At 56.8% G+C, this 24,947-nt stretch carries 22 protein-coding genes; 16 read left to right on the top strand and 6 right to left on the bottom strand.

Going from position 1 to position 24,947, the window contains the following annotated elements; all coding sequences use genetic code 11:
- Nucleotides 1-48: 48 nt before the first annotated feature.
- From K5Q35_RS17795 to K5Q35_RS17765, 7 genes are all read left to right on the top strand, one after another.
- Nucleotides 49-2,649, top strand: a complete 2,601-nt coding sequence (locus tag K5Q35_RS17795) for a TRAP transporter permease (protein ID WP_220800785.1) — start codon at nucleotides 49-51, stop codon at nucleotides 2,647-2,649.
- A complete protein-coding gene (locus tag K5Q35_RS17790) occupies nucleotides 2,646-3,074 on the top strand; it encodes a universal stress protein (protein ID WP_220800784.1) in 429 nt (142 codons plus the stop codon). Before K5Q35_RS17795 ends, K5Q35_RS17790 begins: the two co-directional genes overlap by 4 nt.
- Before the next feature lie 288 nt (nucleotides 3,075-3,362).
- Nucleotides 3,363-3,695 carry a potassium channel family protein gene (locus tag K5Q35_RS17785; protein WP_259650574.1) on the top strand — a complete coding sequence of 111 codons (333 nt, stop codon included), beginning with the start codon at nucleotides 3,363-3,365 and terminating at the stop codon, nucleotides 3,693-3,695.
- A gap of 97 nt (nucleotides 3,696-3,792) precedes the next feature.
- Nucleotides 3,793-4,263, top strand: coding sequence for a CIA30 family protein (locus K5Q35_RS17780; RefSeq protein ID WP_220800782.1), 471 nt, complete (start codon nucleotides 3,793-3,795; stop codon nucleotides 4,261-4,263).
- Between the two features lie 132 nt (nucleotides 4,264-4,395).
- Complete coding sequence (locus tag K5Q35_RS17775) at nucleotides 4,396-5,820, top strand: circularly permuted type 2 ATP-grasp protein (protein WP_013960339.1); 1,425 nt, start codon at nucleotides 4,396-4,398, stop codon at nucleotides 5,818-5,820.
- Nucleotide 5,821: 1 nt separating this feature from the next.
- A complete protein-coding gene (locus K5Q35_RS17770; protein ID WP_220800781.1) occupies nucleotides 5,822-6,763 on the top strand; it encodes an alpha-E domain-containing protein in 942 nt (313 codons plus the stop codon).
- Nucleotides 6,763-7,560, top strand: coding sequence for a transglutaminase family protein (locus K5Q35_RS17765; protein ID WP_013960341.1), 798 nt, complete (start codon nucleotides 6,763-6,765; stop codon nucleotides 7,558-7,560). The genes K5Q35_RS17770 and K5Q35_RS17765 overlap by 1 nt, the downstream gene beginning before the upstream one ends.
- Before the next feature lie 163 nt (nucleotides 7,561-7,723).
- On the opposite strand, the gene K5Q35_RS17760 is transcribed toward K5Q35_RS17765, so the two are convergent.
- From K5Q35_RS17760 to K5Q35_RS17745, 4 genes are all read right to left on the bottom strand, one after another.
- Nucleotides 7,724-8,503 carry an IclR family transcriptional regulator gene (locus K5Q35_RS17760; protein ID WP_013960342.1) on the bottom strand — a complete coding sequence of 260 codons (780 nt, stop codon included), beginning with the start codon at nucleotides 8,501-8,503 and terminating at the stop codon, nucleotides 7,724-7,726.
- A 17-nt stretch (nucleotides 8,504-8,520) separates the two neighbouring features.
- Nucleotides 8,521-9,882: a TRAP transporter large permease gene (locus tag K5Q35_RS17755; protein WP_013960343.1), complete on the bottom strand. Its 1,362-nt coding sequence runs from the start codon at nucleotides 9,880-9,882 to the stop codon at nucleotides 8,521-8,523.
- Entirely contained in the window at nucleotides 9,882-10,550 is a 669-nt protein-coding gene (locus K5Q35_RS17750) for a TRAP transporter small permease (RefSeq protein ID WP_013960344.1), read from the bottom strand. Before K5Q35_RS17750 ends, K5Q35_RS17755 begins: the two co-directional genes overlap by 1 nt.
- Nucleotides 10,551-10,667: 117 nt before the next feature.
- Nucleotides 10,668-11,900, bottom strand: coding sequence for a TRAP transporter substrate-binding protein (locus tag K5Q35_RS17745; protein ID WP_013960345.1), 1,233 nt, complete (start codon nucleotides 11,898-11,900; stop codon nucleotides 10,668-10,670).
- Between the two features lie 107 nt (nucleotides 11,901-12,007).
- On the opposite strand from K5Q35_RS17745, the gene K5Q35_RS17740 reads away from it, so the two are divergent.
- Nucleotides 12,008-13,603, top strand: a complete 1,596-nt coding sequence (locus K5Q35_RS17740) for a GMC family oxidoreductase (RefSeq protein WP_374758652.1) — start codon at nucleotides 12,008-12,010, stop codon at nucleotides 13,601-13,603.
- 125 nt (nucleotides 13,604-13,728) lie between these two features.
- Nucleotides 13,729-16,941: a reductive dehalogenase gene (locus K5Q35_RS17735; protein WP_220800819.1), complete on the top strand. Its 3,213-nt coding sequence runs from the start codon at nucleotides 13,729-13,731 to the stop codon at nucleotides 16,939-16,941.
- 55 nt (nucleotides 16,942-16,996) lie between these two features.
- Here K5Q35_RS17735 and K5Q35_RS17730 read toward each other — a convergent pair whose 3' ends face one another.
- Nucleotides 16,997-17,680 carry a DUF1045 domain-containing protein gene (locus K5Q35_RS17730; protein ID WP_220800778.1) on the bottom strand — a complete coding sequence of 228 codons (684 nt, stop codon included), beginning with the start codon at nucleotides 17,678-17,680 and terminating at the stop codon, nucleotides 16,997-16,999.
- A 151-nt stretch (nucleotides 17,681-17,831) separates the two neighbouring features.
- Here K5Q35_RS17730 and K5Q35_RS17725 point away from each other — a divergent pair, with 151 nt between their 5' ends.
- Together K5Q35_RS17725 and K5Q35_RS17720 are read left to right on the top strand one after the other, a co-directional pair.
- A complete protein-coding gene (locus tag K5Q35_RS17725) occupies nucleotides 17,832-18,794 on the top strand; it encodes an NADPH:quinone oxidoreductase family protein (protein WP_220800776.1) in 963 nt (320 codons plus the stop codon).
- Between the two features lie 10 nt (nucleotides 18,795-18,804).
- Entirely contained in the window at nucleotides 18,805-19,167 is a 363-nt protein-coding gene (locus K5Q35_RS17720) for a YigZ family protein (RefSeq protein ID WP_013960350.1), read from the top strand.
- Here the strand turns inward: K5Q35_RS17720 and K5Q35_RS17715 are convergent.
- A complete protein-coding gene (locus K5Q35_RS17715; RefSeq protein WP_013960351.1) occupies nucleotides 19,154-20,131 on the bottom strand; it encodes a DMT family transporter in 978 nt (325 codons plus the stop codon). The two genes, K5Q35_RS17720 and K5Q35_RS17715, sit on opposite strands and share 14 nt — an antisense overlap.
- 151 nt (nucleotides 20,132-20,282) lie before the next feature.
- Between K5Q35_RS17715 and K5Q35_RS17710 the strand changes: the two genes are divergently transcribed.
- The 5 genes from K5Q35_RS17710 (at nucleotide 20,283) to K5Q35_RS17690 (ending at nucleotide 24,769) form a co-directional block, all read left to right on the top strand.
- The gene (locus K5Q35_RS17710; RefSeq protein ID WP_013960352.1) at nucleotides 20,283-21,221 is read left to right on the top strand and encodes an ABC transporter ATP-binding protein; all 939 of its coding nucleotides are present in this window, start codon (nucleotides 20,283-20,285) and stop codon (nucleotides 21,219-21,221) included.
- Nucleotides 21,218-21,979 (top strand): ABC transporter permease, encoded by a 762-nt coding sequence (locus K5Q35_RS17705; RefSeq protein ID WP_013960353.1) that lies wholly within the window; start codon nucleotides 21,218-21,220, stop codon nucleotides 21,977-21,979. The genes K5Q35_RS17710 and K5Q35_RS17705 overlap by 4 nt, the downstream gene beginning before the upstream one ends.
- A 68-nt stretch (nucleotides 21,980-22,047) precedes the next feature.
- Nucleotides 22,048-22,845: a S49 family peptidase gene (locus tag K5Q35_RS17700; RefSeq protein WP_220800774.1), complete on the top strand. Its 798-nt coding sequence runs from the start codon at nucleotides 22,048-22,050 to the stop codon at nucleotides 22,843-22,845.
- A 174-nt stretch (nucleotides 22,846-23,019) separates the two neighbouring features.
- Entirely contained in the window at nucleotides 23,020-23,967 is a 948-nt protein-coding gene (locus K5Q35_RS17695) for a calcium/sodium antiporter (RefSeq protein ID WP_013960355.1), read from the top strand.
- 22 nt (nucleotides 23,968-23,989) lie between these two features.
- Nucleotides 23,990-24,769, top strand: a complete 780-nt coding sequence (locus tag K5Q35_RS17690) for an SDR family oxidoreductase (RefSeq protein WP_220800772.1) — start codon at nucleotides 23,990-23,992, stop codon at nucleotides 24,767-24,769.
- Nucleotides 24,770-24,947: the final 178 nt, after the last annotated feature.

The following is a 24,947-nucleotide window of genomic DNA, read 5'->3' as shown; positions in this document are numbered from 1 at the left end:
AACCGATAAAAACAAAAATAAATTGATATTCCCAACAAGGGGGACAGCATGACAGATGCACAGTCAAAGGGCCCGGATACGGCCCTTCAAGATATCGTGGCCGATGCCGATACCGGCGGGCGCAACCCGGACGACGCATTTGGCAGAGCGGCTCTTTGGTATCTGCCCCTGGTCTGGGCAATCTATCAGCTTTGGATCGCATCCCCCTTACCGTTCATGCTCGGCATGGGCGTCTGGAACGACACGCAGACGCGCGCCATCCACCTTGGCTTTGCGGTCTTGCTGGCCTTCCTCGCCTTTCCGGGGCTGAAATCCAGCCCGCGCAACCGTATTCCGGCGATCACATGGGCCGTAGCGATCGTCGCGGCGATTGCAGCCTCGTACCTTTGGTGGGACTATCGCGGCGTCGCCCAACGCACCGGCGCGCCCAACACGACAGATGTGGTGATCGCGGGCATCGGGATCGTTCTGCTGATGGAGGCCGCACGACGGTCCCTCGGGTTCCCGCTGATGGGTGTGGCGCTGTTTTTCCTCGCCTATGTTTTCTTTGGATCTTGGTCAGGCTTGCCAGAAGTGGTGCAATGGAAAGGGGCCTCCTTCGAGAAGGCGATGAGTCACATGTGGCTCACGACCGAAGGGGTGTTTGGCGTCGCACTTGGTGTTTCATCAGGCTTTGTGTTCCTGTTCGTGCTGTTTGGTGCTTTGCTCAATCAGGCGGGGGCGGGCAACTATTTCCTCAAGCTGGCTTTCGCGGCACTCGGCCATCTGCGCGGCGGCCCGGCCAAAGCGGCGGTTATCGCCTCGGCTGCCACCGGACTGATCTCAGGGTCTTCGATTGCCAACGTGGTCACGACAGGCACATTCACGATCCCACTGATGAAAAAGGTCGGTTTTCCGGCCACAAAGGCTGGCGCGATCGAGGTGTCCTCTTCGATTAACGGGGTGCTGACGCCACCTGTCATGGGCGCGGTTGCCTTTTTGATGACGGAATATGTGGGCATATCCTACGTCGAGGTTGTGAAAACCGCTATCGTGCCTGCCGCCATTTCATACGTGGCGCTTGTCTACATCGTTCACCTTGAAGCGCTGAAAATGGGCATGACGGGTACAAGCCGCATGCACCCGGTCAAGTTTATCCTTGGCGCGATTTTCATCATTGCGATTTCTATCGTTATTGCGGGCGGTACGCTCTTTTTGTGCGGCTTTCTCGTCGACGTGATCAGTTCAACCTTTGGCGGCGCATCTCTCTGGGTCATTCTGTCGATCATGCTGGTCGCTTATATCGCGGCTGTGCGCTACGCGGCTCAGGGTCCTGATCTGGATATGAGCATCGACTCCATGCAGCACCTGCCGCCCACGCGCGAGATTTTCAAGACTGGCGTGCATTACCTGATGCCGATCCTTTTGTTGATGTATCTGCTGATGATTGAAAGAAAGTCGCCGGGGCTGTCGGCTTTCTGGTCCACGATCTTCATGCTTTTCATCCTGCTGACGCAGAACCCGCTAAAGGCCTTTTTCAGAGGCGAGGGGGAGGCCCTGCGTCACGTGCGCGAAGGTCTTTCTGACATCGCGGAAGGCATGATTGCCGGGGCGCGCAACATGATCGGACTGGCCGCCGCGATGGGCGTCGCCGGTATCATCGTTGGTGCGGTGACCCTGACGGGTATCGGTCAGGTCATGGCCGAATTCGTTGAATTTCTGTCGGGCGGGAACCTTCTGGCGATGCTGTTCTTCGTCGCGGTGATTTCGATCATTTTGGGGATGGGTCTGCCGACAACGGCAAATTACATCGTCGTATCCTCATTGATGGCCGGAGTTGTTGTCGAACTGGGTGCTCAATCGGGTCTGATTGTCCCTCTGGTCGCGGTGCATATGTTCGTGTTTTACTTTGGTATAATGGCGGATGTGACGCCCCCTGTGGGACTGGCGAGTTTTGCCGCCGCCGCGATTTCCAAGGGCGATCCGCTGAAGACCGGGTTCCAGGCGTTCTTTTATTCGATAAGGACCGCGCTTTTGCCTTTCCTGTTCATCTTCAACACGGATCTTCTGTTGATTGATGTGGGGCCGGTGCAGGCCATCTTCGTGTTTATCGTGGCCCTGATCGCCATGCTGTTGTTTGCCGCCGGGACGATGAATTACTTCATGGTGAAATCGAGGCTTTATGAAAGTGCCGTGCTGCTGTTTGCGGCCTTTATGCTGTTCCAGCCGGGGTATTTCCTGAACCGGATTGCACCGGAATTCGAAACGATGCCGGGCACGCAACTCTTTGAAATGGCGCAATCGGCTGAATCGGGGGCGTCGCTCAGGGTGCGATTGGTTGGTGAAAACCTCAACGGTGACATGATCGACGCGCGCTATCTTTTGCCGGTGGGGGATGCAGGTGCCGACGGGGTTACCCGCCTGTTTGATGGCGCAGGCATAGAATTCCGTGAGGAAGACGACAGGATATTTGTCGACAACCTCAACTTTGGCGGACCAGCCGAGCAATTGGGCATCGATTTTGACTGGGAAATTGTCGAGTTGGAAGTCGAAGCGGACAGGATACCCAAAGAGGTCTTTTACCTCCCCGCTTTCCTTTTGGTGGGCGGCGTTTACCTGCTGCAAATGGGCCGCAAACGCAAACAGGAAGCGAAGGAGGCCGTCGCATGACAAATCACATCCTGTGTTCTGTTGATCTGACCCATGAGGATGAAGCTGCCAAATTGCTGCGTGAAGCTTACAATCTGGCGGGTTTCTATGGTGCCACGCTCAGCGTTGTGACGGTCCTGCCGGATTATGGGTCATCATGGGTCGGCTCGTTTTTCAAAGAGGGCACGATGCATGACGCCGCCGAAGCGGCAAATGAGGCGCTCCATAAACTCGTCAGCGATACGCTGCCACAGGCGGAAGGTGTCCAGCATATCGTTGAGATCGGCGTGGTTTATGAAAAGGTTCTTGAAGCCATCGCGTTGAGCCACGCTGACCTCGTTATCGTTGGTGCGCACAAGCCGGACCTCGCCGATCGCTTTATGGGGCCGAACGCCGCCCGTATTGCGCGACACGCGGGGATATCGACGTTGGTTTTGCGGGTGTAATCGATTGAGTTGATACAGGTGTGTTCGCCAAGGCTGTGATGATCCGAAAGGCCCGTCGCTAAAATGCCCGTTCCTGTTGAAACCGGGTCTGTGCAACGGCAACTGTTTTGCCTTTAGATTGCAGCGCGTTTTTGCTATCGCGTCCGACAAGTGTCATCTGGATGTATATCTGACGTGTCCGTTCTGTTTCAAATCACGCTAGGCAGCTCGTTACTGGTGTTGTGCACCTTTATTCACGTGGGTGTCATGGTGTCGTTGACCCGGCGACTTCGAATGATGAAGCAGGCCATGGAGCCCACCACCCAAAAGAAATATTTTGCGGTCCATTCGGCTGTCGTCTTCGCATTGATGCTGTCGCACACGATACACCTCTATATCTGGGCATTCTCTATCTGGGCCCTTGGGGCTTTACCGGGCTACGAAGAGCCGATCTATTTTGCACTCGTGACCTACACAACTGTTGGGTATGGGGACACAACGCTTGGGCCTGCCTTCCGCATTTTTGGGGCCATGGCATCAGTGAACGGGATTCTTGCGTTTGGAATGACGACAGCTTTTCTGGTTGGTTTGTTTCCGCGTGTCCTTGGCTTGCCGACAGAAAAGGACGACCCGGAACCGTGATGCATTGTCGCCGCGAAAACCGCATTTCAATTGTCGGCTCTTTTAGGGGCCGGTCCATGATCTTTCTGTGCCAAAGCGATGTACTCTTGGGGGCTTTGTGAAACTGAACCCGACATGGGAATATGTGTCGGACCGTGTCATGGGCGGTGTGTCCGACGGTAGCTTGTCCATTGATATGGACGCTCAACAACCGGTGGCGCGACTGACGGGGCACGTAAGTCTGCAGAACAATGGTGGTTTTATTCAGATGGCTTTTGATCTGTCCCCGGACGACGGCGTGGTGGATGCATCGGATTGGACCGGTTTGGAAATCAAATTAAGGGGCAATGGCGAAAGCTATGATGTCAGGTTGCGCACTGCACAGCTGAGCCGACCGTGGCAGTCTTTTCGCGCACAAGTCACATCAACCGCATCGTGGCGCGTTGCACGTCTTCCCTTTTCTAGTTTTCAACCGCACCGAACCGATAGTACGTTTAACCCTGCGGCCCTGCGCAGGATTGGCATTCTGGCGATTGGCAAAGCGTTTGAGGCTGACATTAGCGTCGCGCACATCGGATTTTACCGCTAGCCTTGCCTGAACACGATGCTGGAATTGGTCAATATTTAGGCAAATGTCATATTTTTCAGCCTGTTAGCTATGCCGTCAGGGCCTTTTCATAAACGTGGTTGCACCCTTTGAACGGTCCGCTACGCTGGCAACATGACAAAAAAAATAAATCACTTCAGTGAGATGACGGCAGGGGATGATGTGCGCGCACCTTATCGCCACTATCAATCCTGGTTTGCCGGACAGGACGTTAACAGATTGTCGCGAAAAGCGCAGGAAGCGGAAGTCTTCTTTCGACGCACCGGGATTACATTCAACGTTTACGGCCAATCGGACGCCGAAGAACGGCTGATCCCTTTCGATCTGGTGCCGCGTATTCTGTCGGGGGCGGAGTGGACAAAGCTGTCGCGCGGCATCGAACAGCGCGTGCGGGCAATCAATGCGTTTTTGCACGACATCTACAATCGGCAGGAAATCCTGCGTGCGGGTATTGTTCCCGTTGAACTGATCGCAAAGAACGCAGCATTTCTGCCGCAGATGATGGATTTTACACCGCCCGGTGGCGTCTATACGCATATTGTCGGGACAGATATCGTGCGCACCGGCGAAGATGATTTCTACGTGTTGGAAGACAATGCGCGGACGCCATCCGGTGTCAGCTACATGCTCGAAAACCGCGAAACGATGCTGCAGATGTTCCCCGAGCTTTTCAGCAAGATCAAAGTGCAGCGCGTGAGCGATTATCCCAAGAACTTGCGCCGCTCACTTGAGGGCTCGGCACCTGCGGGATGCACCGGGCGACCGTGTGTTGTGGTGCTTACCCCGGGCATTCACAATTCTGCCTATTATGAACACAGCTTTCTCGCGGACCAGATGGGTGTCGAACTGGTGGAGGGGCACGACCTGCGCGTCATTGACGGGCACATCGCAATGCGGACCACACGCGGCTACAAGGTGATCGATGTCATCTACCGGCGTGTGGATGATGATTTTCTCGACCCACTCACCTTTAATCCCGCATCCATGCTGGGTGTGCCGGGTATTATGGATGTGTACCGTGCCGGAAATATCACGATCACGAATGCGCCGGGCACAGGGGTTGCGGACGACAAGGCAATCTACAGCTACGTACCTGAAATCATTGAATTCTACACCGGTGAAAAGGCGATCCTGAAAAATGTTCAGACGCACCGTTGTTCAGAACCGGACACGCTGAAATATGTGCTCGATAACCTCGCGGATCTGGTGGTCAAAGAGGTGCATGGCTCGGGCGGGTACGGCATGCTTGTAGGACCGGCCGCCAACAAAAAGGAACTGGCGGATTTTGCGGATAAGCTAAGGGGCAACCCTGCGAACTATATTGCGCAGCCGACGTTGTCGCTCTCGACTGTGCCCATATTGACCGACGCGGGTCTTGCCCCGCGGCATGTGGACCTGCGCCCCTTTGCACTGGTGTCCCCCAATTCCATCAACATCGTGCCGGGTGGTTTGACACGCGTGGCGCTGACCGAAGGCAGTCTGGTTGTGAACTCAAGCCAAGGTGGCGGAACCAAAGACACTTGGGTATTGGAGAGCTGATATGCTGGGCAAAACCGCAGGTGGATTATTTTGGATGTTCCGCAATCTGGAACGTGCCGGAAATACGGCGCGTCTGATTGAGGCAGGGTTTCGCATCGCGCTGACGCGATCAAACGATCCGGAATCTGAATGGAAATCGGTCATCGTAACCTCGGCGTCGCGGCCGGCGTACACAGCCAAACATGATGGTTATGACAGCGCGCGGGTCACGGATTTTCTGTTGCGCGACCCGGACAACCCGAACTCGGTTCTATCCGTGATCAAGGGCGCGCGCGACAATGCGCGACTGGTGCGCACGGCACTGACCACCGAAGTCTGGATGGCGGTCAACGAAACATGGATGGTGCTGACAAAAGCCCTGAAAGATCCTGTTCCGGAAACCGATTTGCCCGAAGTTTTGAGCTTGATCCGCCAGCAATCGGCGTTGGTACGCGGCGCATTGCATGGCACGATGCTGCGCAATGACATCTATGATTTCAGCCGTTTGGGGAATTTCATCGAACGGATGGACAGCACGGCGCGGATCATTGACGTGAAGTATCACGCCCTGCTGCCTGCCACGTCTTTTGTGGGCAGCCGCATGGACAACGTGCAATGGGAAATGATCCTGCGGTCGGTTTCAGCACATGCCTCGTTTCGCTGGGCTGTCGAGGGAGATTACAACGCACCCAACATTGCCAGCTTTCTGATCCTCGACCGTCGCCTGCCGCGATCTCTGGCCTTTTGCGCGTCACAGATCGTGGATCACCTGACCTATCTTGCGGACGAATACCGCGACCGTCCCCAAAGCCTTGATCTTGCGCAGGATCTGAACGCACGTCTTAGGGACCGCGATATCAGTTCGATTTTTGATGAAGGGTTGCACGAATTTCTGAATGCGGTGATCCGGGATACAAACACGCTTGGTCTTCAGATCCAGCAAGATTACAGGTTCAACGCATAATGGAACTCTCCATCCGACATAAAACCGAATACGCGTATGAAGCGCCAGTTGGTTTTGCCTTGCAGAAGGTACGGCTGCATCCGCTGGATTCTGGCCTGCAAACGGTCCATCGCTGGAGCCTCGACGTTACCGGTGGCAAGGTGGAGGCGAGTTACAGTGATCACTACGGCAATCATGTTGATCTGGTCAGCGCCGAAACCGGCACGCAAAAACTGCAGCTTGTCGCCAGCGGGGTCGTGCAAACGCGTGATACCGCCGGTGTCGTGGGCAAAGTGTACGGGTGCGCGCCACTTTGGCATTTCGCGCAGAACACGCCGCTGACCAAGGCGGGACCGCAGATTACAGTACTCGCTGAGACTGTCGGCGCTGAAAAGGACAGGCTGGATGGGCTGCACGCGCTGAGCGCGGCGATCCTGAAAACGGTGCCTTACGAGGCTGGCCACACACATTCATCGACCCCGGCCGAAGAGGCGGTGAATGTGGGCAAGGCCGTGTGTCAGGATCATGCAAACATCTTCGTGTCTGCCGCCCGGGTCGCCGGATTGCCCGCGCGCTATGTCAGCGGATACCTGTTGATGAACGAAACCATTGATCAGGATGCCAGCCACGCATGGGCCGAAGTCCATCTTGATGACCTTGGATGGGTCGGCTTTGATGTGTCCAATGGTGTCTCCCCGGATGAAAAGTACATTCGCATTGCCATCGGGCGAGATGCGCATGACGCAGCACCAGTGTCCGGTCTGCGCAGCGGGTCCGGGGCAGAGAGCATGATGGTCTCTTTACAGGTCCAGCAGTAACCCGGAGCAGCGCGGCAAAGACATGTTGGATTGAGGTCAAATAGCCTCTGGCTTGCGCCTGTGTCGCGCTTTCATGTGCTGTAACAGCGTGGCCTCGAAGAATGAACAAGCGGTTCAATCAATGCGTTTAAACAAGCTACGTTTGGGTGGATGGCGTCGTCGGCTAGGAGTTGATCAGCTCTGACAGATCGCTTGCAGCGGCAAACAGACTGTCAACTTTGGCGACAAGGTCCTCAAGGCTCTGGCGTTGCAAGGGTGCATGCACGGACAGGGTTGAGACCAGCCTCTTTTGCGTATCATAGATTGGGACAGCGACCGCTGCCATACCTTCCATGAACTCTTCGGCATCCGTGGAGAAACCACGTTTGCGGGTCAGTTCCAGCTCTGCCTTGAGCGCGTCTCGGTCGGTGATTGTGCCGGGGACATATTCATCCAATTTCAGATTGGCCAGCAGTCTGTCGAGATAGGCGGGGCGCAGTGCAGAGAGGTACATCTTGCCACTTGCGGTGCAATGAAAGGGCACGTTTGAGCCGACAGGCAGTTGAATACGCAAGGGCCAATGGGTTTCCACCCGGTCGAGATAGGTCATCCCTTCGCGGTCAGGTGTCGAGATGTTGCAGGTCTCTCCGATTTCCTCGGCAAGGCGGCGCAGGATCACGAGTCGCAGCATGCGCACCCGTTGCGAAGAAACCGTGTTGACCGCCAGTTTGCGCAATCGAGGGCCGGGACTATAGGACCGGCCGTCGATGTCGCGCTGTAAGAACCCTGCTTCCTCCGCGGTGTGAAAGAGGCGGTGCAGGGTTGGTTTCGGCAAGTTCAGCGTATCTTTTAACGCCGAAGGCGTGACCGGAACCCCAACCCTGGCGACCTCTTCAAGCAAGACCAGCAGCCGCAAATTCGTCGGTATCTGGCCGTGCTTTTCAGGAGAGAGGTCGTCAGGCATAGTGGTTCCGTCTCAGGTTACTGCATGAACCCAACCAACCACAAAGCGGTGATCGGCGTGAGTGCGACAAATACCCAAACTATCAGCAGCGCAGCAAGGTACATCGTGGAGAACCTGAGCAGCCTGAAGTAAGGCACCCCTGTCACCCCTGAGGCCACATATAGGTTCAACCCGTAGGGCGGCGTAATGAACCCAATTGACGCACCCACAAGGAAGACAACCGCAAAGTGGACCGGATCAACACCGACAGACACGGCAATCGGGGCCAGAATTGGCGCAAGGATGATGGTCACAGGCAGGGATTCAAGGATCATGCCCGTGATGAAGACAATCGCCATCGCCGTAAACAGCACCGCGTAGTACCCGCCCATGCCGGTCACGAACTCGCCGATGTATTCTTTTGCACCCAGCGATGACAGGACCTGTTGCATCGCAACCGACACCGCGATCAGTGGCACCAGAATACCTGTAATCTGTGCGGACCGGGACACGATGCCTGGCACGCTTGGCAAGGTGAAACCTTCGACGACAAACATCGACAGAAAGCTCTTTTCGTTCACTGGCACGTCGGCATCACTACCGAGGACCTTGTTGAGCGGATAACAAAGCAGACCCACGAACACACAAAAACCAACGGTCACACCCGCAGCCTCGGTTGGCGAGAATTTACCCGTGTAGATACCCCAGAGTACCAGCCCGATTGCAAAGAACCCGAGCCACGCCCCGAATGCGGTTTTGATCACCCGCTGAAAGGACAGACCGATCAGGATACCCCAGCCATTGATCGTGCAGACGATGAACGCAACCGTCATCATGGCGAGGACCATCATCGTTCCGGGCACGATACCCGCGATGAACAGCTCGGAAATGGGAAGGTTCATCAGGAACCCGTAGACGATAAAGATGATCGACGGCGGAATGATGATGCCGACCGTACCGCCCGCCGCCGCCGTGGCCGCAGAAAAGCGTTCGTCGTAGTTGCCTTTGACCATTTCGGGATGCAGCATCGACCCGATCGTAGCTGTTGTGGCTGAGTTCGACCCTGAGATCGCCGCGAAAAGCCCGCATGCCGCGATGGATGCCATGGCCAAACCGCCGCGCAGCCACCCCAGACAGGAATAGGCAAAATTCGATAATCGTCGCGCAATTCCGGATTGGTTAATCAAATCCCCGGTCAGGATGAACAGGGGCATGGCAAGCAGGGCAAAGCCCTTGCTGAACACGTTGATCAACTCGTTGCCAGTGTTGGCCAGCGGCAGATCAATGACAAAGCTACAGCCAATCACCCAGTAGAAAATGACGAGCAGGACAGGCGTGCCGAGCATGAACAAAGCCGTGACGGCCAGCGAAATAAGTGTAATCCAAGATCCATCTGACATTATACGTCTCCGCCGATAACAGCTTGTTTGATGATGGGGGTGCCGGAGCGGAAATTGTTCCAGTCCTCCAGCCAGTTTCCGATGACGCGGCCTGACATGAGCGTGAATGCAATCGGGACGGTCAGGTAAAACCACCATTTCATGACATCATCGACGCCATCGACCAACTGAAAATTGTCAGCGGACAGTGCGGTAAACCGCAAGGAGGTTGTAATAGCGATCCAGCAAAAACCGAGCCACAAAGCAGCGTCCAGCGTCAGTGTCGCCATCTGCCCGACAGGGCGCATTTTTGAGCGAAATTCACTAAAACTAAGGTGCGTGCGCAGTTTGACGTTATAGGAACAGGCAAACCACGCCATGACCATGAAGAGGAAGGGGGGAACCGTCGTGGACCCGGACCATTGGTGCGAGAAGACAAAGCGGTCGATCACACCCCAGCAGATGATACCCGCGATGATGAGATACATTGTAACTGACAAGCCACGTTCAAGATGCTTTTCGCAGAACGGGACAAACTTGTAGAACAGATGCGCCAGATACCCGCAAACGAGCGTGGCCACGAAACAGAACAGCCACATGCCATCTGTGTCAAACGCGCTTCTCTTTTCCCAGGCACTACCTGAAAAAAGAGCAGGAACAATAGCTACGGCTTCAGAAATTAAAGACATATAGATCTCCCCCTCACTTTAGGAATTCCACCATTATGAGGTGGTATTTTTGAGATAATAAGGCCGACCCAAACGCCTCTTCGGGTCGGCCCTTTCTCATTGTGCGTCAAGCCTGATTTAGGCTTTCCACCACCGGCGAGGTTCAACATTCTCGGGCAAGGTGTCACCGGGAATCTTGCGTACTTCGTCGTAGATGTCCTGATAAGTATCAAGGCCACCGGACCAGCCGTTGAGCCGCTCGCGCCATGATTCCCACAATTGTGGTTGATACTCTGGCGAGCACATTTCTTCGGCTTTCTTGATCTCTTCGGCAGACAGGAACGCGTTGCGCACGTTGTTCTGGGCAAAGATCGTGTTTGGCAGCTGTGGATCAGACTGACCAACAGTGTTGATCAGCGCGACCTCATTCGCGGCCTGAACATGGACCTGCGCCAAATAGGACGATTCCATCACAGCATCCTGCAATTCGCCACCAAGGCTGTCAAAGACAGACGCAGACATGGCTGTATGCTCTGTGCCGCAGAAGAAGTTCAGGTGAACCGACTGCGATACAACTGGTGACATATTGGCATAGGCAACGGCAGATGCCCATGTTTCGGCACCGTCAATCAGGCCCTGCTTGAGGCCATCAAGGGTTTCTTCCCACGCCACCGGAACCGGGTTGAGGTTCAGCGCTTCCATAGCGATCCGGCCAAGCTGTGTCCCTGTGACACGGTTCTTGGTGCCTGCAAGTTGTTCAACGGACGTCACCAAAGGCTTGTCTTCAAAGTTCAGGCCCAACTGGATGCCGCGTAGTTCTGCATGGCTGAACAGGAACTTCAGGCCGTGGCGCTTTTCATAGGGCTCGCGCAGCAGAGCCTGCGACGCGGGTGAATAGAGGAAGTGGTACTGATCCGCCCGGTTGCGGAACATGTAAGCGTAATCGAGAACGTTCAGATATGGGGCACCACCCGCAGAGTTCTGCGTGGATGCCGCATAGATATCGACGATACCTTGCTGCGTTTTCTCAACGCAGGATGTTTGTCCACAGATCTGATTGTCGCCGATGAACTCGACGCGAATCTCGCCGTCCGTGCGGCTTTCGAGGTCGCGCGCGAATTCCAGACAGCCTGCGCGTTCAATCAAAAGGTTGCGTGCATTGAAGCCCGAAGCACCAAACTTCAGCGTATACTTCGCCTCTTTCGCAAAGCGTTTTTCATATGTGGATTCAGCAGCTTTTGCCAAATTTGCAAAACTCATTGCACCGCCGAACGTGCCGGCTGCAAGGAGGGTCGAGCTCATGCCGTAGCGACCTGCGATTTTAAACAGATCGCGGCGTGAGATGCCCTTCAAATTGTTATGTAATTTCATGCGTTCCTCCCTGAACGTCGATTATTGAGACATTTCGTCCCAAAAAACCCTAGTATGGTTAATCGTTTTTGCCTAGAGTTTTTTTATTCTACATGGGGGAGTGCGTCGTGGAAGCAGATTTTGTCATTGTCGGAGCAGGTTCAGCCGGTTGTGTCCTTGCCAATCGTTTAAGCGCTGACCCCAAAAACAAGGTGATCCTGTTGGAGGCAGGCGGGCGCGATCTGAACCCGTGGATCCACATCCCCGTTGGATACTTCAAAACCATCCACAATCCAAACGTTGATTGGTGTTACAAAACCGAACCCGATCCGGGTCTGAACGGGCGGTCCATTGAATGGCCGCGTGGCAAGGTGCTGGGCGGGTCGTCATCGCTGAACGGGTTGCTCTATGTCCGTGGGCAACCACAGGACTATGATCGCTGGCGGCAGATGGGCAATACCGGGTGGGGCTGGGATGATGTTTTGCCGCTGTTCAAGCGGGCCGAATGCAATGAACGCGGTGCGGATGAGTTTCACGGGGATCAGGGGCCGCTTTCGGTCTCGAACATGCGTATCCAGCGGCCCATCACGGATGCATGGGTCGCGGCGGCGCAGGCTGCGGGTTACAAATATAATCCCGATTACAATGGCGCCGAACAGGAAGGCGTCGGCTTTTTCCAGTTGACCAGCCGCAATGGGCGGCGGTGCAGTTCTGCGGTGGCCTATCTGAATCCTATCAAGAAACGGCCCAACCTCAAGATCATTACGCATGCGCAGGCGGACAAGGTCGAGATCAAAGAGGGCCGCGCGGTTGGTGTGACCTATACGGATCGGTCTGGTCAACAGCACATGATCCATGCCCACCGCGAGGTTATCCTGTGTGGCGGGGCGATCAACTCGCCGCAGCTTTTGATGTTGTCGGGGATCGGCGATGCGGAGCAATTGTCTGAACACAACATAGACGTCAAAAAGGCCCTGCCGGGAGTTGGCAAGAACCTGCAGGACCATTTGCAGGCGCGTCTGGTCTATAAATGCAACGAACCCACACTCAATGATGAGGTGACAAGCCTGATGGGGCAAGCCAAGATCGGGCTGAAATACGCCTTGTTCCGTGCTGGTCCCATGACCATGGCCGCCAGCCTTGCCACCGGGTTTCTGAAAACCCGCGATGATCTGGAAACCCCTGATATCCAGTTTCATGTGCAACCCTTGTCGGCGGAAAACCCGGGCAAGGGGGCGGACAAGTTCTCAGCCTTCACGATGTCCGTGTGTCAGCTGCGCCCTGAAAGCAAAGGTGAAATCAGACTGGCCTCGGCCAATGCGCGCGCCTACCCCAAGATCATCCCCAATTATCTCTCGACTGAGACGGATTGCCGGACGGTGGTCGCTGGCGTCAACATCGCCCGCTCCATTGCGCGCCATGCCCCGCTGACCTCCAAGATTTCGCAGGAGTATCGCCCGCATGAAAGTCTGGATATGGATGACTTTGACGCGACACTTGATTGGGCACGCAACAATACCGCCTCCATCTATCACCCCACTGGCACCTGCAAAATGGGCGATGGCGCGGATGCGGTCGTGGATCATAAATTGCGCGTTCACGGCATCGACGGGCTGCGCGTTGCCGATTGCTCAATCATGCCCGAGATCGTCTCAGGCAATACCAATGCGCCCGCGATCATGATCGGAGAAAAGGCGTCCGATCTGGTTTTGAACGCTGCCTGATGCGCGTGATGGCGCAGGGCTGGTAAAGCCGCGCCGTTTGCGTATAGGTTTGATTGATCTGGCGGTGCTGCTGCCCGGTGAAGGGTGCCGTTGTGGTCTCCTGTCAGGCTGATTGAGTGTCCACAGTGACGACAAGGTTTTTCTCTACCGCAAAACGCCCGCCGCACCTTGGCCCTTACCCGATGGAACGCTTGCAGCGTGGCGCAATGCCCGACCTTACGTCCGTGCCTGCGATGAAGCCCCTGTCGTTTGAAAACCACGATGACCCGCTGTCGATCATTCATGCGATGGATGAATATCAGGCCACCATGGATGCGATCCGCGACGGTTTGGTGAACCGCACGCGGGCGACCTGCCCGGATGACCCGGATGAGCGGTCCAAGCATTTGAAAGCCTTCGGCTATTTCAGCGATGCGGCCATGGTGGGCGTTGGGCCTGTGCCCCGAAGCGCCTTGCTCGCGCAGCCTGTGCGAAATGCGGGCATTGATCGCTTGGCGCAGGAACTCAAGGCCAAACAGGTCAAGACGCTGGCGTCTGGCATCGATACGATCATGGCGGATTTGCAGGAAAGCGTGCAGGCACCCCCCAGCACCATCGTGGATCATGAGCACGCGCTGGTCTTTCTTTATGACATGCCGCGCGACCCACGCGCCGACGAAACGGGCGCCGCCTGGATCCAGCATGCGCAGGCGCATCGGGCCTGTCTGCGCGCGTCCGAAACGGCGGTCGTTCTGGCCGAATACATCAGGTTGCTGGGCTGGGATGCCAAGGCGCATACCGCCACCAGCACGGACGTTGATCTGAACCAGTTGACCGTCGCGGCAGGCTTGGCCGTTGTTGATGCCGGTAAACTGGTGAACCCCTTTGTGGGGGATCGTTTTGGGGTGGCGGTTGTCACGACGACACTGCCAGTCGCGCATGACCGACCGCTGCGTCCATTGCCCGAGCAAAGATGGCTGAAAACAAATGCACCTGCGTGGTGGGTTGGCTATGGAACCGCAAAATCAGCACTGAACAAGGACCCGTTTGCGCGGCGCGATTTTGCCAAAGGACCGCACCCTTTCGAGACGCTGAAACGGGTTGAGCAGCCGACGACCTATATTGATGAGGCGCATGTCGCGCGGGTGCCCAAACGGGCGGACATGTTCGCGCGTGCGCAATTCGGTGATCTGGGTAAGGCGGTGCAGAAGGCCGCCGCCGGGGGCTACTACGCGCGCAAATCGGCCCCTTCGATGGCGCAACGGCGGATGTTGGGTGCTTTGATCCCGTTTCAGGATGGCCCCGAAGCGGGGCAGAAACACATTGCGACCGCAGAAGAGAACGCAGCTAACATCAAGGCCACGAGTTACTTTCTGGGCGTCGATGCGGTCGGCATCAGCCGTTGCCCAGACTGGACGTGGTATAGCCATGATGCAACGGGTGCCGTGCTGGACCCGCCGCATGATCAGGCGATCAGCATGATTATAGATCAGGGTTTCGAGACGATGGAGGGGGCCTCGGGCGATGACTGGATCAGCGTGGCGCAATCCATGCGGGCCTATCTGCGGTTCTCGCTGCTCGGCGGGGTGATCGCGCGTCAGATCAGGCGCATGGGCTATAAGGCCAAGGCGCACACGGTCATGGATGGCGAGGTGCTGCAACCGCCCCTGTTGCTTTTGTCCGGTCTGGGCGAGGTCAGCCGCATTGGTGAGGTGATCCTGAACCCGTTTCTGGGGCCGCGCCTGAAATCCGGGGTGGTGACGACCGATATGCCGCTTGCGCATGACAAGCCGATTGATTTCGGGCTCCAGCGGTTTTGCGAAAGTTGCAACAAATGTGCGCGCGAATGCCCCTCGGGCGCAATCACCGCAGGGCCGAAAAAGATGTTCAACGGCTATGAAATCTGGAAATCGGACAGCCAGAAATGCGCAACCTATCGCATTACGACCAAGGGCGGTTCGATGTGTGGGCGCTGCATGAAAACCTGCCCGTGGAACCTTGAGGGTTTGTTTGCGGAAAAGCCGTTTCGCTGGGCGGCGATGAAGGTGCCAAAGGCCGCACCGGTGCTGGCGCGGTTGGATGACGCTTTGGGCAATGGGGGGCTGAAGCCCGTCAAAAAGTGGTGGTGGGACATCGAGCTTGATCAGGACGGCGGCTACCACCCTGCGCGCGCACCGGTGAATGCGCGGGATCTGCAGGTCGACCTCGACCTGAAATACGCCGATCAGACGCTGGCGGTATACCCGGCACCGCTGGCCCCACCGCCTTGGGCCTACCCGTTTCCGATGGACCGTGAGGCGGGGATCGCGGCCTATCAGAACCTGATATCTGCAGCGGAATACAAGCGTCGGCGCAAGGCCGGCGAAACAGGTGCCTGGGCGCACGCTTACGCGGCCGACACCAATGACAGCCCTGTCGTTCAGGTGCAGGTCGCGCGCGTTACCCATCTGACGGATAAAATCAGTCACTACCTGCTGAAAGCGACAGATGGTGCGGTGCTGCCCCGCTGGGACGCCGGGGCGCATCTGGACATTGTCATCGCGCCTGATGCCCTGCGCCAGTATTCCCTGATGGGAGACCCGGCAGATCGCACATGCTATGAAATTGCGGTGTTGCGCGAAGAGACCGGCAAGGGCGGTTCGCGGCTGCTGCACCGTATTTTCGCTGAGGGCCGAAAGGTCTTTGTCTCCAGACCGATCAACCATTTCCCGCTGGTGCGCGACGCCGACCACAGTTTTCTGATAGGTGGGGGCATTGGGCTGACACCCATGATCGCGATGGCCCATTCGCTTCATGCTGAGGGGCGGTCGTTCGAGGTGCATTACTCGGTCTCACATCAGAAAACGGCGGCATTTGTGCCGCTGCTGCACTCCGTGCCATGGGCAGACAGGGTGCATGTTTACAACAGTGAGAATGGTACGCGCGCACCGCTCGATGCGATTTTCCTCGCCCCCCGGACAGGTGCGCATGTCTACGCATGTGGCCCTGATCGCTATATGGCGGCCGTTATGGAGGCGGCCGAGAAGGCGGGCGTCTCTGAAGAGGCGCGCCATCTGGAGTATTTCACGGTTCCCGACCTGCCGGAGTATCAAAACCATGATTTCACGCTGGCATTGAAAGACGGTCGGCGCATCCCGGTGCCCGCCGATCAATCTGCCGCGCAGGCGCTGATTGCAGCGGGCGTCGCCGTTGACCTGAAGTGTTCCGACGGTCTGTGCGGCGTGTGCAAATGCGGCGTTATCTCGGGTGAGGTCGAGCATCGGGATTTTGTTCTGTCCGCTAAACAGCGCAGCGATCAGATGATTTTGTGCCAGTCGCGTGCGCTGCAGGATGGCGGTGAATTGGTGCTTGATCTGTAAAACACGCCGCCCGCGTTTGTGGATCAGGTGGGGAGCGACCTCATGCGGCTGGCCTTCATATTGCGGCACCGGTCTGCGGGTCGCGCAGCCTCGCCTGTTCTATCGACTTGAAAGTACCATCCGCGCGTTCGCCGACAAGCGTGATCGTGGCGATTGTCAGCGGTGCAATTTGCGCTGGTGCGAAATGCGCCTCGGCCTGCGTCATCACCCTGTCGCGGATGTGTTTGGGGAGCGGACCGCTCAGCGTCATGTGAAACCGAAACGAGTCCATCACATGGGCATATCCCCATTGTTCGAGGTTCTGGCGATGCGCCTGCGTCATATGCGGTTTTGTTTTTCGCAGACGCTCCGCTTCGCTCATGGGCGCGCGAAAAAGGTCAAGCCGCGTGACGCAGTTGGCTGCAAGGCTTTGCAAGGCATCCTTATTTCCAAAGGGCTCCAACGCCACAAACCCGCCGAGACGTCTGACCTCGAGCCCCTCCAACGCGACGGGCGCGAGGTTCTGACCCAGATCGCGAAACGCACAAAGCAGGTGATTTTCCGTGACCCCGTCCGCAAGAAAGAACGGCGCTTTCAGGGTGGCATGAAACCCGTATTTGCGCGGGGTCGCGACGATATCAAGGTCTGGTGAACCGACGGGCTGGCCTTTGGCGATGTCCCATCCAAGCCAGCGCGCACCAAGCTCGGCAAACCGCCCGGGCGGTGGCGTGTAGTAGATGGCATAGCGGGTGTAGGTCATGCTGTGTCCGGCGGCTTGGTCGCACCGCTGTCCTGACATGACGACCACAGGCTTGCCAAGACCAAAAGGCGCATCGCACCGCTGCGCCCCTTGCAAATACGCACGCCCTCTGGGCAGATAGGCGCAGAATGCGGCAGTAAAGGATGTTTCGATGCGCGCGATGCAAGTGACGGAACTTGGCAAACCCCTCAGCCTGCGAGACATACCGCACCCCTCCGCCGGGGCCGGGCAGGTTGTCGTCAAGGTGCACACCTGCGGTCTGAACTTTGGCGATTTGCTGGCGATCAAAGGCACCTATCAGGAACGGCCCGACGTGCCCTTTACCCTTGGTATGGAACTCTGCGGGACGGTCACCGAGGTGGGGCAGGGCGTGGATAGGTTCACGGTCGGTCAACGGATCGCTGCCTATTGCGGCTTTGACGCCTTGGCGGATTTCGCGGCAATTTCCGCCGATATCTGTGTGCCGATCCCGGATGTCATGTCCGATGAAGATGCCGCCGCTTTCCTCATTGCCTATGGGACCAGCCATGTTGCGCTCGATTATAAGGCGCATCTGCGTGCGGGGGAGCGATTGCTCGTGCTTGGGGCCTCGGGCGGCGTTGGGCTGACGGCGGTCGAGTTGGGCAAATTGATGGGCGCAGAGGTGATCGCAGTGGCGCGGGGGGCGCAGAAACTACAGGTGGCCAAGGCGGCAGGTGCGGATCATCTGATCGATTCCGAGACGGATGATATTCGGGACTGCGTCAAGGCATTGGGCGGCGCGGATGTGGTCTATGACCCGATCGGGGGTGAGCAGTTCAAGGCGGCCTTGCGGGCGTGCCGACCCGAGGCGCGCCTGATCCCGCTGGGGTTTGCCTCGGGCGAGGTGCCGCAAATTCCGGCCAACCATCTGCTGGTCAAGAACCTGACGGTGATCGGCTTTTACTGGGGTGGTTATACGCGGGTGAACCCAAAGGTCCTGACAGATAGTTTCGAGGTGCTGACCGATTGGTATGTGGCCGGAAAGATCAAACCACATGTCAGCCATGTCCTGCCGCTGGAGCAGGCCAATGAGGCGCTTGATTTACTACGCACGCGCAAAGCAACCGGCAAGGTTGTGGTCCGGGTGGCGTGAGGGGCTGGGCGTGCAGGTTTTCGAAGGGATCATAAGCGATCGCGGGTCAAAATATGCCGTCTCCGGCGGGCCCTGCGCAGATGAAACAGCGGCCAAGGCCTTTGTCAAAGCGCTGCTGCGGCGAAAGAAATTTGCCAAGGCGACGCATCATTCATGGGGCCTTTTGACTTCCAGCGGTCCGCTCAAAAATGATGACGGTGAGGCCGGGGCCGGTATGGTGATCCTGCGCATGTTGGAGCGCGAAGGGCTACAGGACGAAATCGTTGTCGTGACGCGCTGGTACGGGGGCAAGCATCTGGGCGGAGACCGTTTCCGCCATGTGCAGGACGCGGTGCGGTATTATCTGGAGCGACGCGACGCTATTGACGCTTGATCGGGCCGCGCGCCACCACGCGGGCTTTTTGCTGCTCGCGCAGGAACACGAACAGCCCCGAGCCGAGGATAAGCGCGATACCCGCCCAGACCTCCCAGACCGGGAGTTGCGCAAAGATCAGCCATCCCCAGAAAACCGCCAGAGGCAGCCCGACATATTCAAACGGCGCGACTGTTGCGGCATCCGCGATACGGTAGGCTTGGCTCAGGCAATAGCCGATGATAGCGGCATTGGCGCCCATCCCGAGGATGAACCACCAGTCTATGCCCACCGGCCAAATCCACGCGCGCAACAGAAATTCTACTGAGGCGTTTTCTGTCCCCGCCGCGAACCGGCCATCCCCGGCAACAAGATAGAACCCCAGCGAGACCACGATGAACGACATGTGAATGTAGACCGACAGCGCAGAGGCTTTGCTGCTGACCCCAAGTTTTCGCGTCATCAACTGGTTGAGCGCATACATCAAGGCGGCAAAGACGGGCAGCAACAATACAAGACGCGACGCCTCAAGCGTGTCAGCGCCCGCCCAGGGCCGCTGCATCAGGATCACACCGCAAAACCCGACCAGAACGGCCGTCATGCGCAGGATGCCAACCTTTTCCCCCAGAATCGGGATCGACAATAGGGTGATCAAAAGGGGTGCGGCAAAAAACAGCGCCGTTGCATCCGCCAGCGGAAGCGCGGCAAGGGCCGCAAAATAGCTCATGTTCGCTGCGACAATGAGCAGGCCGCGTATCGCGTGCAATACAGGTTGGCGCGTTTTCAGAATGCGCCAGCCGCCTTCCATCTGGACCAGAAACACCGAAAATGCGAGCCCCAGAACCGAGCGCAGAAAGACGAGTTCGTGCAGTGGATACTGGCCGGAAAGCTGTTTGATCAGCATATCATTGACGGAAATGGCCAGAACCCCGAATAGGATGAACAGGATCGCAAGGCCTGACTTGTTCTCAGCAACAGTTGTCATTTGCTACCCATATCATGCAAACGATGCAGGTCTTGCACAGATGCGACACGCTGCACCGCATCCGGGACGCAGAGGTACTGCGCATTTCTGCTCTGTCCATTCCGGCCACCTGGCCCTATTTGTTCGGGCAATTCTGTGGGGGAGCGTTCAAATGACGGCCATTCTTGAGATCAAGGACCTGCGCAAAGTCTATTCTGACGGGTTCAAAGCGCTCAACGGTGTCAGCCTTGAGATTGAAGAGGGCGAGATCATCGCCCTGCTTGGGCCGAATGGGGCAGGCAAAACGACGCTGATTTCCACTGTTTGCGGGATCACGCGGGCCAGCGGCGGGAGCGTGCGCGTGGGTGGGTTTGACATCATCAAGGATTTTCGCGCAGCCCGGGGCATGATCGGTCTGGTTCCGCAGGAGGTCAATCTTGAGCCCTTTGAGCGTGTGATCAACACGGTGCGTTTTTCGCGCGGGCTGTTTGGCAAGCCGAGTGATGACACAAAGGTGGAGGCGATCCTGCGGCAACTGTCTTTGTGGGACAAGCGCGACAATCAGATCCGTGAGCTGTCCGGCGGCATGAAACGACGTGTGTTGATTGCCAAAGCTTTGAGCCATGAGCCACGCCTGCTGTTTCTGGACGAACCAACGGCAGGTGTGGATGTCGAGTTGCGCAAGGACATGTGGGAGATCGTTGCGGATCTCAAGGCGTCTGGTGTGACAATCGTGCTGACGACCCATTACATCGAAGAGGCCGAAGCCATTGCGGACCGGGTTGGCGTGATCGCCAAGGGCGAGTTGCTGTTGATCGAGGAAAAATCCGAGCTGATGAAGCGCATGGGGCAAAAGCAGCTTCAGGTGCAACTGACCCAAACGCTCGACGGCATTCCCGCGGCTTTGGCGAAATACGGCCTCAGCCTTGCTCAGGACGGTCGCTCACTGACCTACACCTATGACACGCGCGCGGAACGCACGGGCATTACGTCGCTGTTGGCGGATGTTGCGGCTGCGGGGCTCGTGCTGCGCGATGTCGTAACGCGCCAAAGCAGTCTGGAGGACATTTTCGTTGATCTGGTCCATCAAGACGCGGAGGTCGAAGCATGAACCTGATCGCCGTAAAAACCATCTTTATGTTCGAAATGGCCCGGTTCTTCAGAACCATCGCACAAAGCCTGCTGTCCCCGGTCTTGTCCACATCGCTTTACTTTGTGGTTTTCGGCGCGGCCATTGGCAGCCGCATTCAGGAAGTGGACGGGGTCAGTTATGGCGCGTTCATCGTGCCGGGGCTGATCATGCTGTCGGTAATCACGCAGGCGATTTCCAACGCATCCTTTGGCATCTATTTCCCCAAGTTCATCGGGACGACCTATGAACTCCTTTCCGCCCCCGTGAGCTTTCTTGAGATCGTCGCGGGCTATGTGGGTGCTGCTGCCGCAAAGGCGATGTTTATCGGGGTGATTATTTTGGCCACGTCCTTTGCTTTCGTGGACATTCAGATCGCGCACCCAATCGCGATGATACTGTTTCTCGTCCTGACCTGCCTCAGCTTTTCGCTTTTGGGTTTCATCATCGGCATATGGGCAAGCAATTTTGAACAGTTGCAACTGGTGCCTTTGCTCGTGATTACCCCTCTGGTTTTTCTGGGTGGCGCATTTTATTCAATTTCGATGCTGCCGCCGGTTTGGCAAACGATTTCGCTTTTCAACCCGGTCGTCTACCTGATTTCAGGATTTCGATGGTCGTTTTTCGGCGCTGCAGATGTGCCGATTGGCCTTTCCCTTATGGCTATTGCAGCCTTTACGGGCGTGTGTCTGCTGGTGATCGGCTGGATCTTCAAAACCGGTTGGCGTCTTCGGCAATAAAGTGACGTGTGAAAACTCTTGTCGTATCCGCCTTGTTTGATGCGGGACGTCATTCTACATGAGCACACATGAAACGTTGGATACCCTTTCTGAAATCAGACCCGACCATCGCAGTGATCCGCCTGGCTGGTGTGATCAGCGCCGCGGGCCGTGGCACTTTGAACGACGAAAGCCTCGCGCCTGCGATTGAAAAGGCTTTTTCGCGCGGCAAGCCTGCGGCCGTCGCTCTGGAAGTGAATTCACCCGGTGGCAGCCCCGTGCAATCCTCCTTGATCGGTGCACGCATTCGGCGGTTAGCCGAAGAAAAAGGCATACCCGTGATCGCATTTGTCGAGGATGTGGCCGCATCTGGTGGCTATTGGCTCGCGGCGGCTGCGGATGAAATCTACTCGGACGAAAGCTCGGTTGTCGGATCGATCGGTGTGATTTCGGCGTCTTTTGGGGCGCATGAGCTTTTGGCACGCCAAGGCATAGAGCGTCGTGTCTACACGGCAGGCAAGTCAAAATCCATGCTTGACCCGTTCCGCCCGGAAAATCCCGAAGATGTGGCCCGCCTGAAAGGTTTGCTCGAAGACATCCATGGCAATTTCAAAGATCACGTCTCCGCGCGCCGCAGCGGCAAACTGCCCGAGGACCGCGATCTGTTCACCGGAGAAGTCTGGTTGGGACGCCGCGCCGCTGAGCTTGGGTTGATCGATGGTATCGGCCACCTCAAACCCATGATGATTGAGCGCTTTGGCGACAAGGTGAAGTTTCGCAGCTATGGCGTGCGCAAACCCCTGCTCAGCCGCTTTGGCAGCCGTATCCTAGACGATACGTTGCACAGTATCGCAGAACGCAGCGCCTTCGCGCAGTTTGGTTTGTAACCGGATGATTTTCAAGATCGTCACTCTGTTTCTCGTCTTCATGGGGGTGCTTGCCATGTTCGGCAAGATGCACTGGTTGGGTGGAAAACGCCTCGCGTCGGCCAAGTGCAAATCCTGCGGACGCTACCGTATCGGGCGGGGTCCCTGCGGGTGTGGCGATAAAGGAAACCGTACATGACGCCTTGGCTGTTGTCCGGCCTTGGGCTGCTTATCCTCCTGCTTGCTGGCGATTCACTGGTCAAGGGTGCGGTGAACCTGAGCCTGCGCCTTGGGGTGCCTGCACTGATCGTGAGCCTGACAATCGTGGCCTTTGGCACCTCTGCCCCTGAGCTGCTGATTTCGGTGCAGGCCGTGCTGGACGGTGTGCCGGGATTGGCCTTGGGCAATGTGGTCGGATCGAACACGGCGAACATCCTGCTGGTGCTTGGTATTCCGGCCTTGCTGGCGACGATGCACACCTCAGAATGTGACACGCGTAAGACATATATTCACATGATCCTAGCGTCTGTCCTTTTCATAGGTTTGGCTTATCGCGGTGTCTTTGACTGGATTGCGGCGCTTGTTCTTCTGGGCGCTCTGGCGCTGGTGCTTGGGGACGCTTTTCGGGACGCCTACAATCACAGCACGTCAGAATGTGAGAACCCCGAAGAGGACCTCGAAGGGGTTGATCCAAATCTGCCGATGTGGCGGATTTTTATCTTTCTCGGGTTGGGGTTGGTTGGTTTGCCCTTGGGCGCAAGCCTGCTGGTCGAAAATGCGACGGTGATTGCAAAAGAATACGGCATCTCCGACACGGTCATCGGCTTGACGCTCGTCGCGATCGGGACCTCGCTGCCGGAACTGGCGACGACTGTTATGGCCGCCTTGCGCCGTCAGGCTGATGTAGCCTTGGGCAATGTCATCGGCTCGAATATGTTCAACCTGCTGGCGATCATTGGCGTTGCGGCCTTTGTGGGGCCGATCCCGGTTGATCCCGAGTTCATGCGGTTTGATTTTTGGGTCATGCTGGCGGCGTCCTTCCTGCTTTTGCCTTTCGTCTTTTTCGGATGGAATATTACGCGGGCATGGGGGGTGGTTCTGTCGGTGCTGTATATCGCCTATCTTGTCTTACTTCTTGCGTGACACGGGATCGGAGGCTTTTCTGATGACAAGGGCGTTGGTAACAGGTGCGGGCCACAGGCTGGGACGTGCGATGGCGGTGTATCTTGCGGGACGCGGCTACCGGGTGGCGGTGCACTATGCCTCATCAGCTGAGGGGGCCACAGAAACGGTGCGCCTGATCGAGGCAGCGGGGGGGCAGGGGCATATGTTGCAAGCCGATCTGCTGGACGATGCGCAGACGGCCAACCTCTTTGTGCAGGCCCGTGACTGCCTTGGCGGGGACATCACATGCCTGGTCAACAACGCATCCATTTTTGAATATGACACCATCGACACTGCCACACGAAAAAGCTGGGACCGGCATATGCAGAGCAATCTGCGCGCGCCTTTCATTCTGACGCAGCAAATGGCGGATCAGCAGATGGCACCGAAAACCGATGACGCGGGCGAGCCTTATGCGTCGGGGGTTATCGTCAATATGATCGACCAGAGAGTGCGCAAACTCTCGCCGGAGTTCATGACATACACGCTGGCCAAGATGGGGCTATGGGCGCTAACCCAGACGACGGCACAGGCGTTGGCTCCTGCGATCCGTGTGAACGCCATCGGGCCCGGCCCGACCTTGCAGGGTGGACGGCAAACCGATGAACAGTTCAGGACGCAAAGAGCGCACACGGTTCTGAAACGAGGATCGAATCCGGCAGATATCAGCGCAGCGCTCGGGTATATTCTGGATGCACCAGCCTTGACAGGTCAGCTGCTTTGCATCGATGGCGGGCAGCATCTGGGCTGGGAAACGCCAGACATACTTGGGGTTGAATAAGTCAGTCCGAGAAAAGTTTTGCACGTTTCGGATCGTCGTTACAAAAGTATTACAAAAATGCTAATATTTTCAAACCCTTGCCAGATCTGCAAGAAAGTTTTCTGTAAAAACAAGGGGTTGAGTTTGTGCCTGTTTTTTGGGCATTTCGTGGAAACATCAAGAAAAAAAGGAAAAATCC

The sequence above is a fragment of the Roseobacter sp. OBYS 0001 genome, from assembly GCF_019654895.1.
In the GTDB taxonomy this organism is placed as follows: domain Bacteria; phylum Pseudomonadota; class Alphaproteobacteria; order Rhodobacterales; family Rhodobacteraceae; genus Roseobacter; species Roseobacter litoralis.
Note: the sequence above shows the minus strand (reverse complement) of the source record. Positions and strands in the feature narration are given on the sequence as shown.

Bases quoted from the DNA above. Each gene is read 5' to 3' on its own strand.
- K5Q35_RS17795 (WP_220800785.1), top strand. From the start codon at position 49: ATGACAGATGCACAGTCAAAGGGCCCGGATACGGCCCTTCAAGATATC.
- K5Q35_RS17790 (WP_220800784.1), top strand. From the start codon at position 2,646: ATGACAAATCACATCCTGTGTTCTGTTGATCTGACCCATGAGGATGAA.
- K5Q35_RS17785 (WP_259650574.1), top strand. From the start codon at position 3,363: ATGGAGCCCACCACCCAAAAGAAATATTTTGCGGTCCATTCGGCTGTC.
- K5Q35_RS17775 (WP_013960339.1), top strand. From the start codon at position 4,396: ATGACAAAAAAAATAAATCACTTCAGTGAGATGACGGCAGGGGATGAT.
- K5Q35_RS17770 (WP_220800781.1), top strand. From the start codon at position 5,822: ATGCTGGGCAAAACCGCAGGTGGATTATTTTGGATGTTCCGCAATCTG.
- K5Q35_RS17765 (WP_013960341.1), top strand. From the start codon at position 6,763: ATGGAACTCTCCATCCGACATAAAACCGAATACGCGTATGAAGCGCCA.
- K5Q35_RS17760 (WP_013960342.1), bottom strand. From the start codon at position 8,503: ATGCCTGACGACCTCTCTCCTGAAAAGCACGGCCAGATACCGACGAAT.
- K5Q35_RS17755 (WP_013960343.1), bottom strand. From the start codon at position 9,882: ATGTCAGATGGATCTTGGATTACACTTATTTCGCTGGCCGTCACGGCT.
- K5Q35_RS17750 (WP_013960344.1), bottom strand. From the start codon at position 10,550: ATGTCTTTAATTTCTGAAGCCGTAGCTATTGTTCCTGCTCTTTTTTCA.
- K5Q35_RS17745 (WP_013960345.1), bottom strand. From the start codon at position 11,900: ATGAAATTACATAACAATTTGAAGGGCATCTCACGCCGCGATCTGTTT.
- K5Q35_RS17730 (WP_220800778.1), bottom strand. From the start codon at position 17,680: ATGACCTACACCCGCTATGCCATCTACTACACGCCACCGCCCGGGCGG.
- K5Q35_RS17725 (WP_220800776.1), top strand. From the start codon at position 17,832: ATGCGCGCGATGCAAGTGACGGAACTTGGCAAACCCCTCAGCCTGCGA.
- K5Q35_RS17715 (WP_013960351.1), bottom strand. From the start codon at position 20,131: ATGACAACTGTTGCTGAGAACAAGTCAGGCCTTGCGATCCTGTTCATC.
- K5Q35_RS17710 (WP_013960352.1), top strand. From the start codon at position 20,283: ATGACGGCCATTCTTGAGATCAAGGACCTGCGCAAAGTCTATTCTGAC.
- K5Q35_RS17705 (WP_013960353.1), top strand. From the start codon at position 21,218: ATGAACCTGATCGCCGTAAAAACCATCTTTATGTTCGAAATGGCCCGG.
- K5Q35_RS17700 (WP_220800774.1), top strand. From the start codon at position 22,048: ATGAAACGTTGGATACCCTTTCTGAAATCAGACCCGACCATCGCAGTG.
- K5Q35_RS17695 (WP_013960355.1), top strand. From the start codon at position 23,020: ATGACGCCTTGGCTGTTGTCCGGCCTTGGGCTGCTTATCCTCCTGCTT.
- K5Q35_RS17690 (WP_220800772.1), top strand. From the start codon at position 23,990: ATGACAAGGGCGTTGGTAACAGGTGCGGGCCACAGGCTGGGACGTGCG.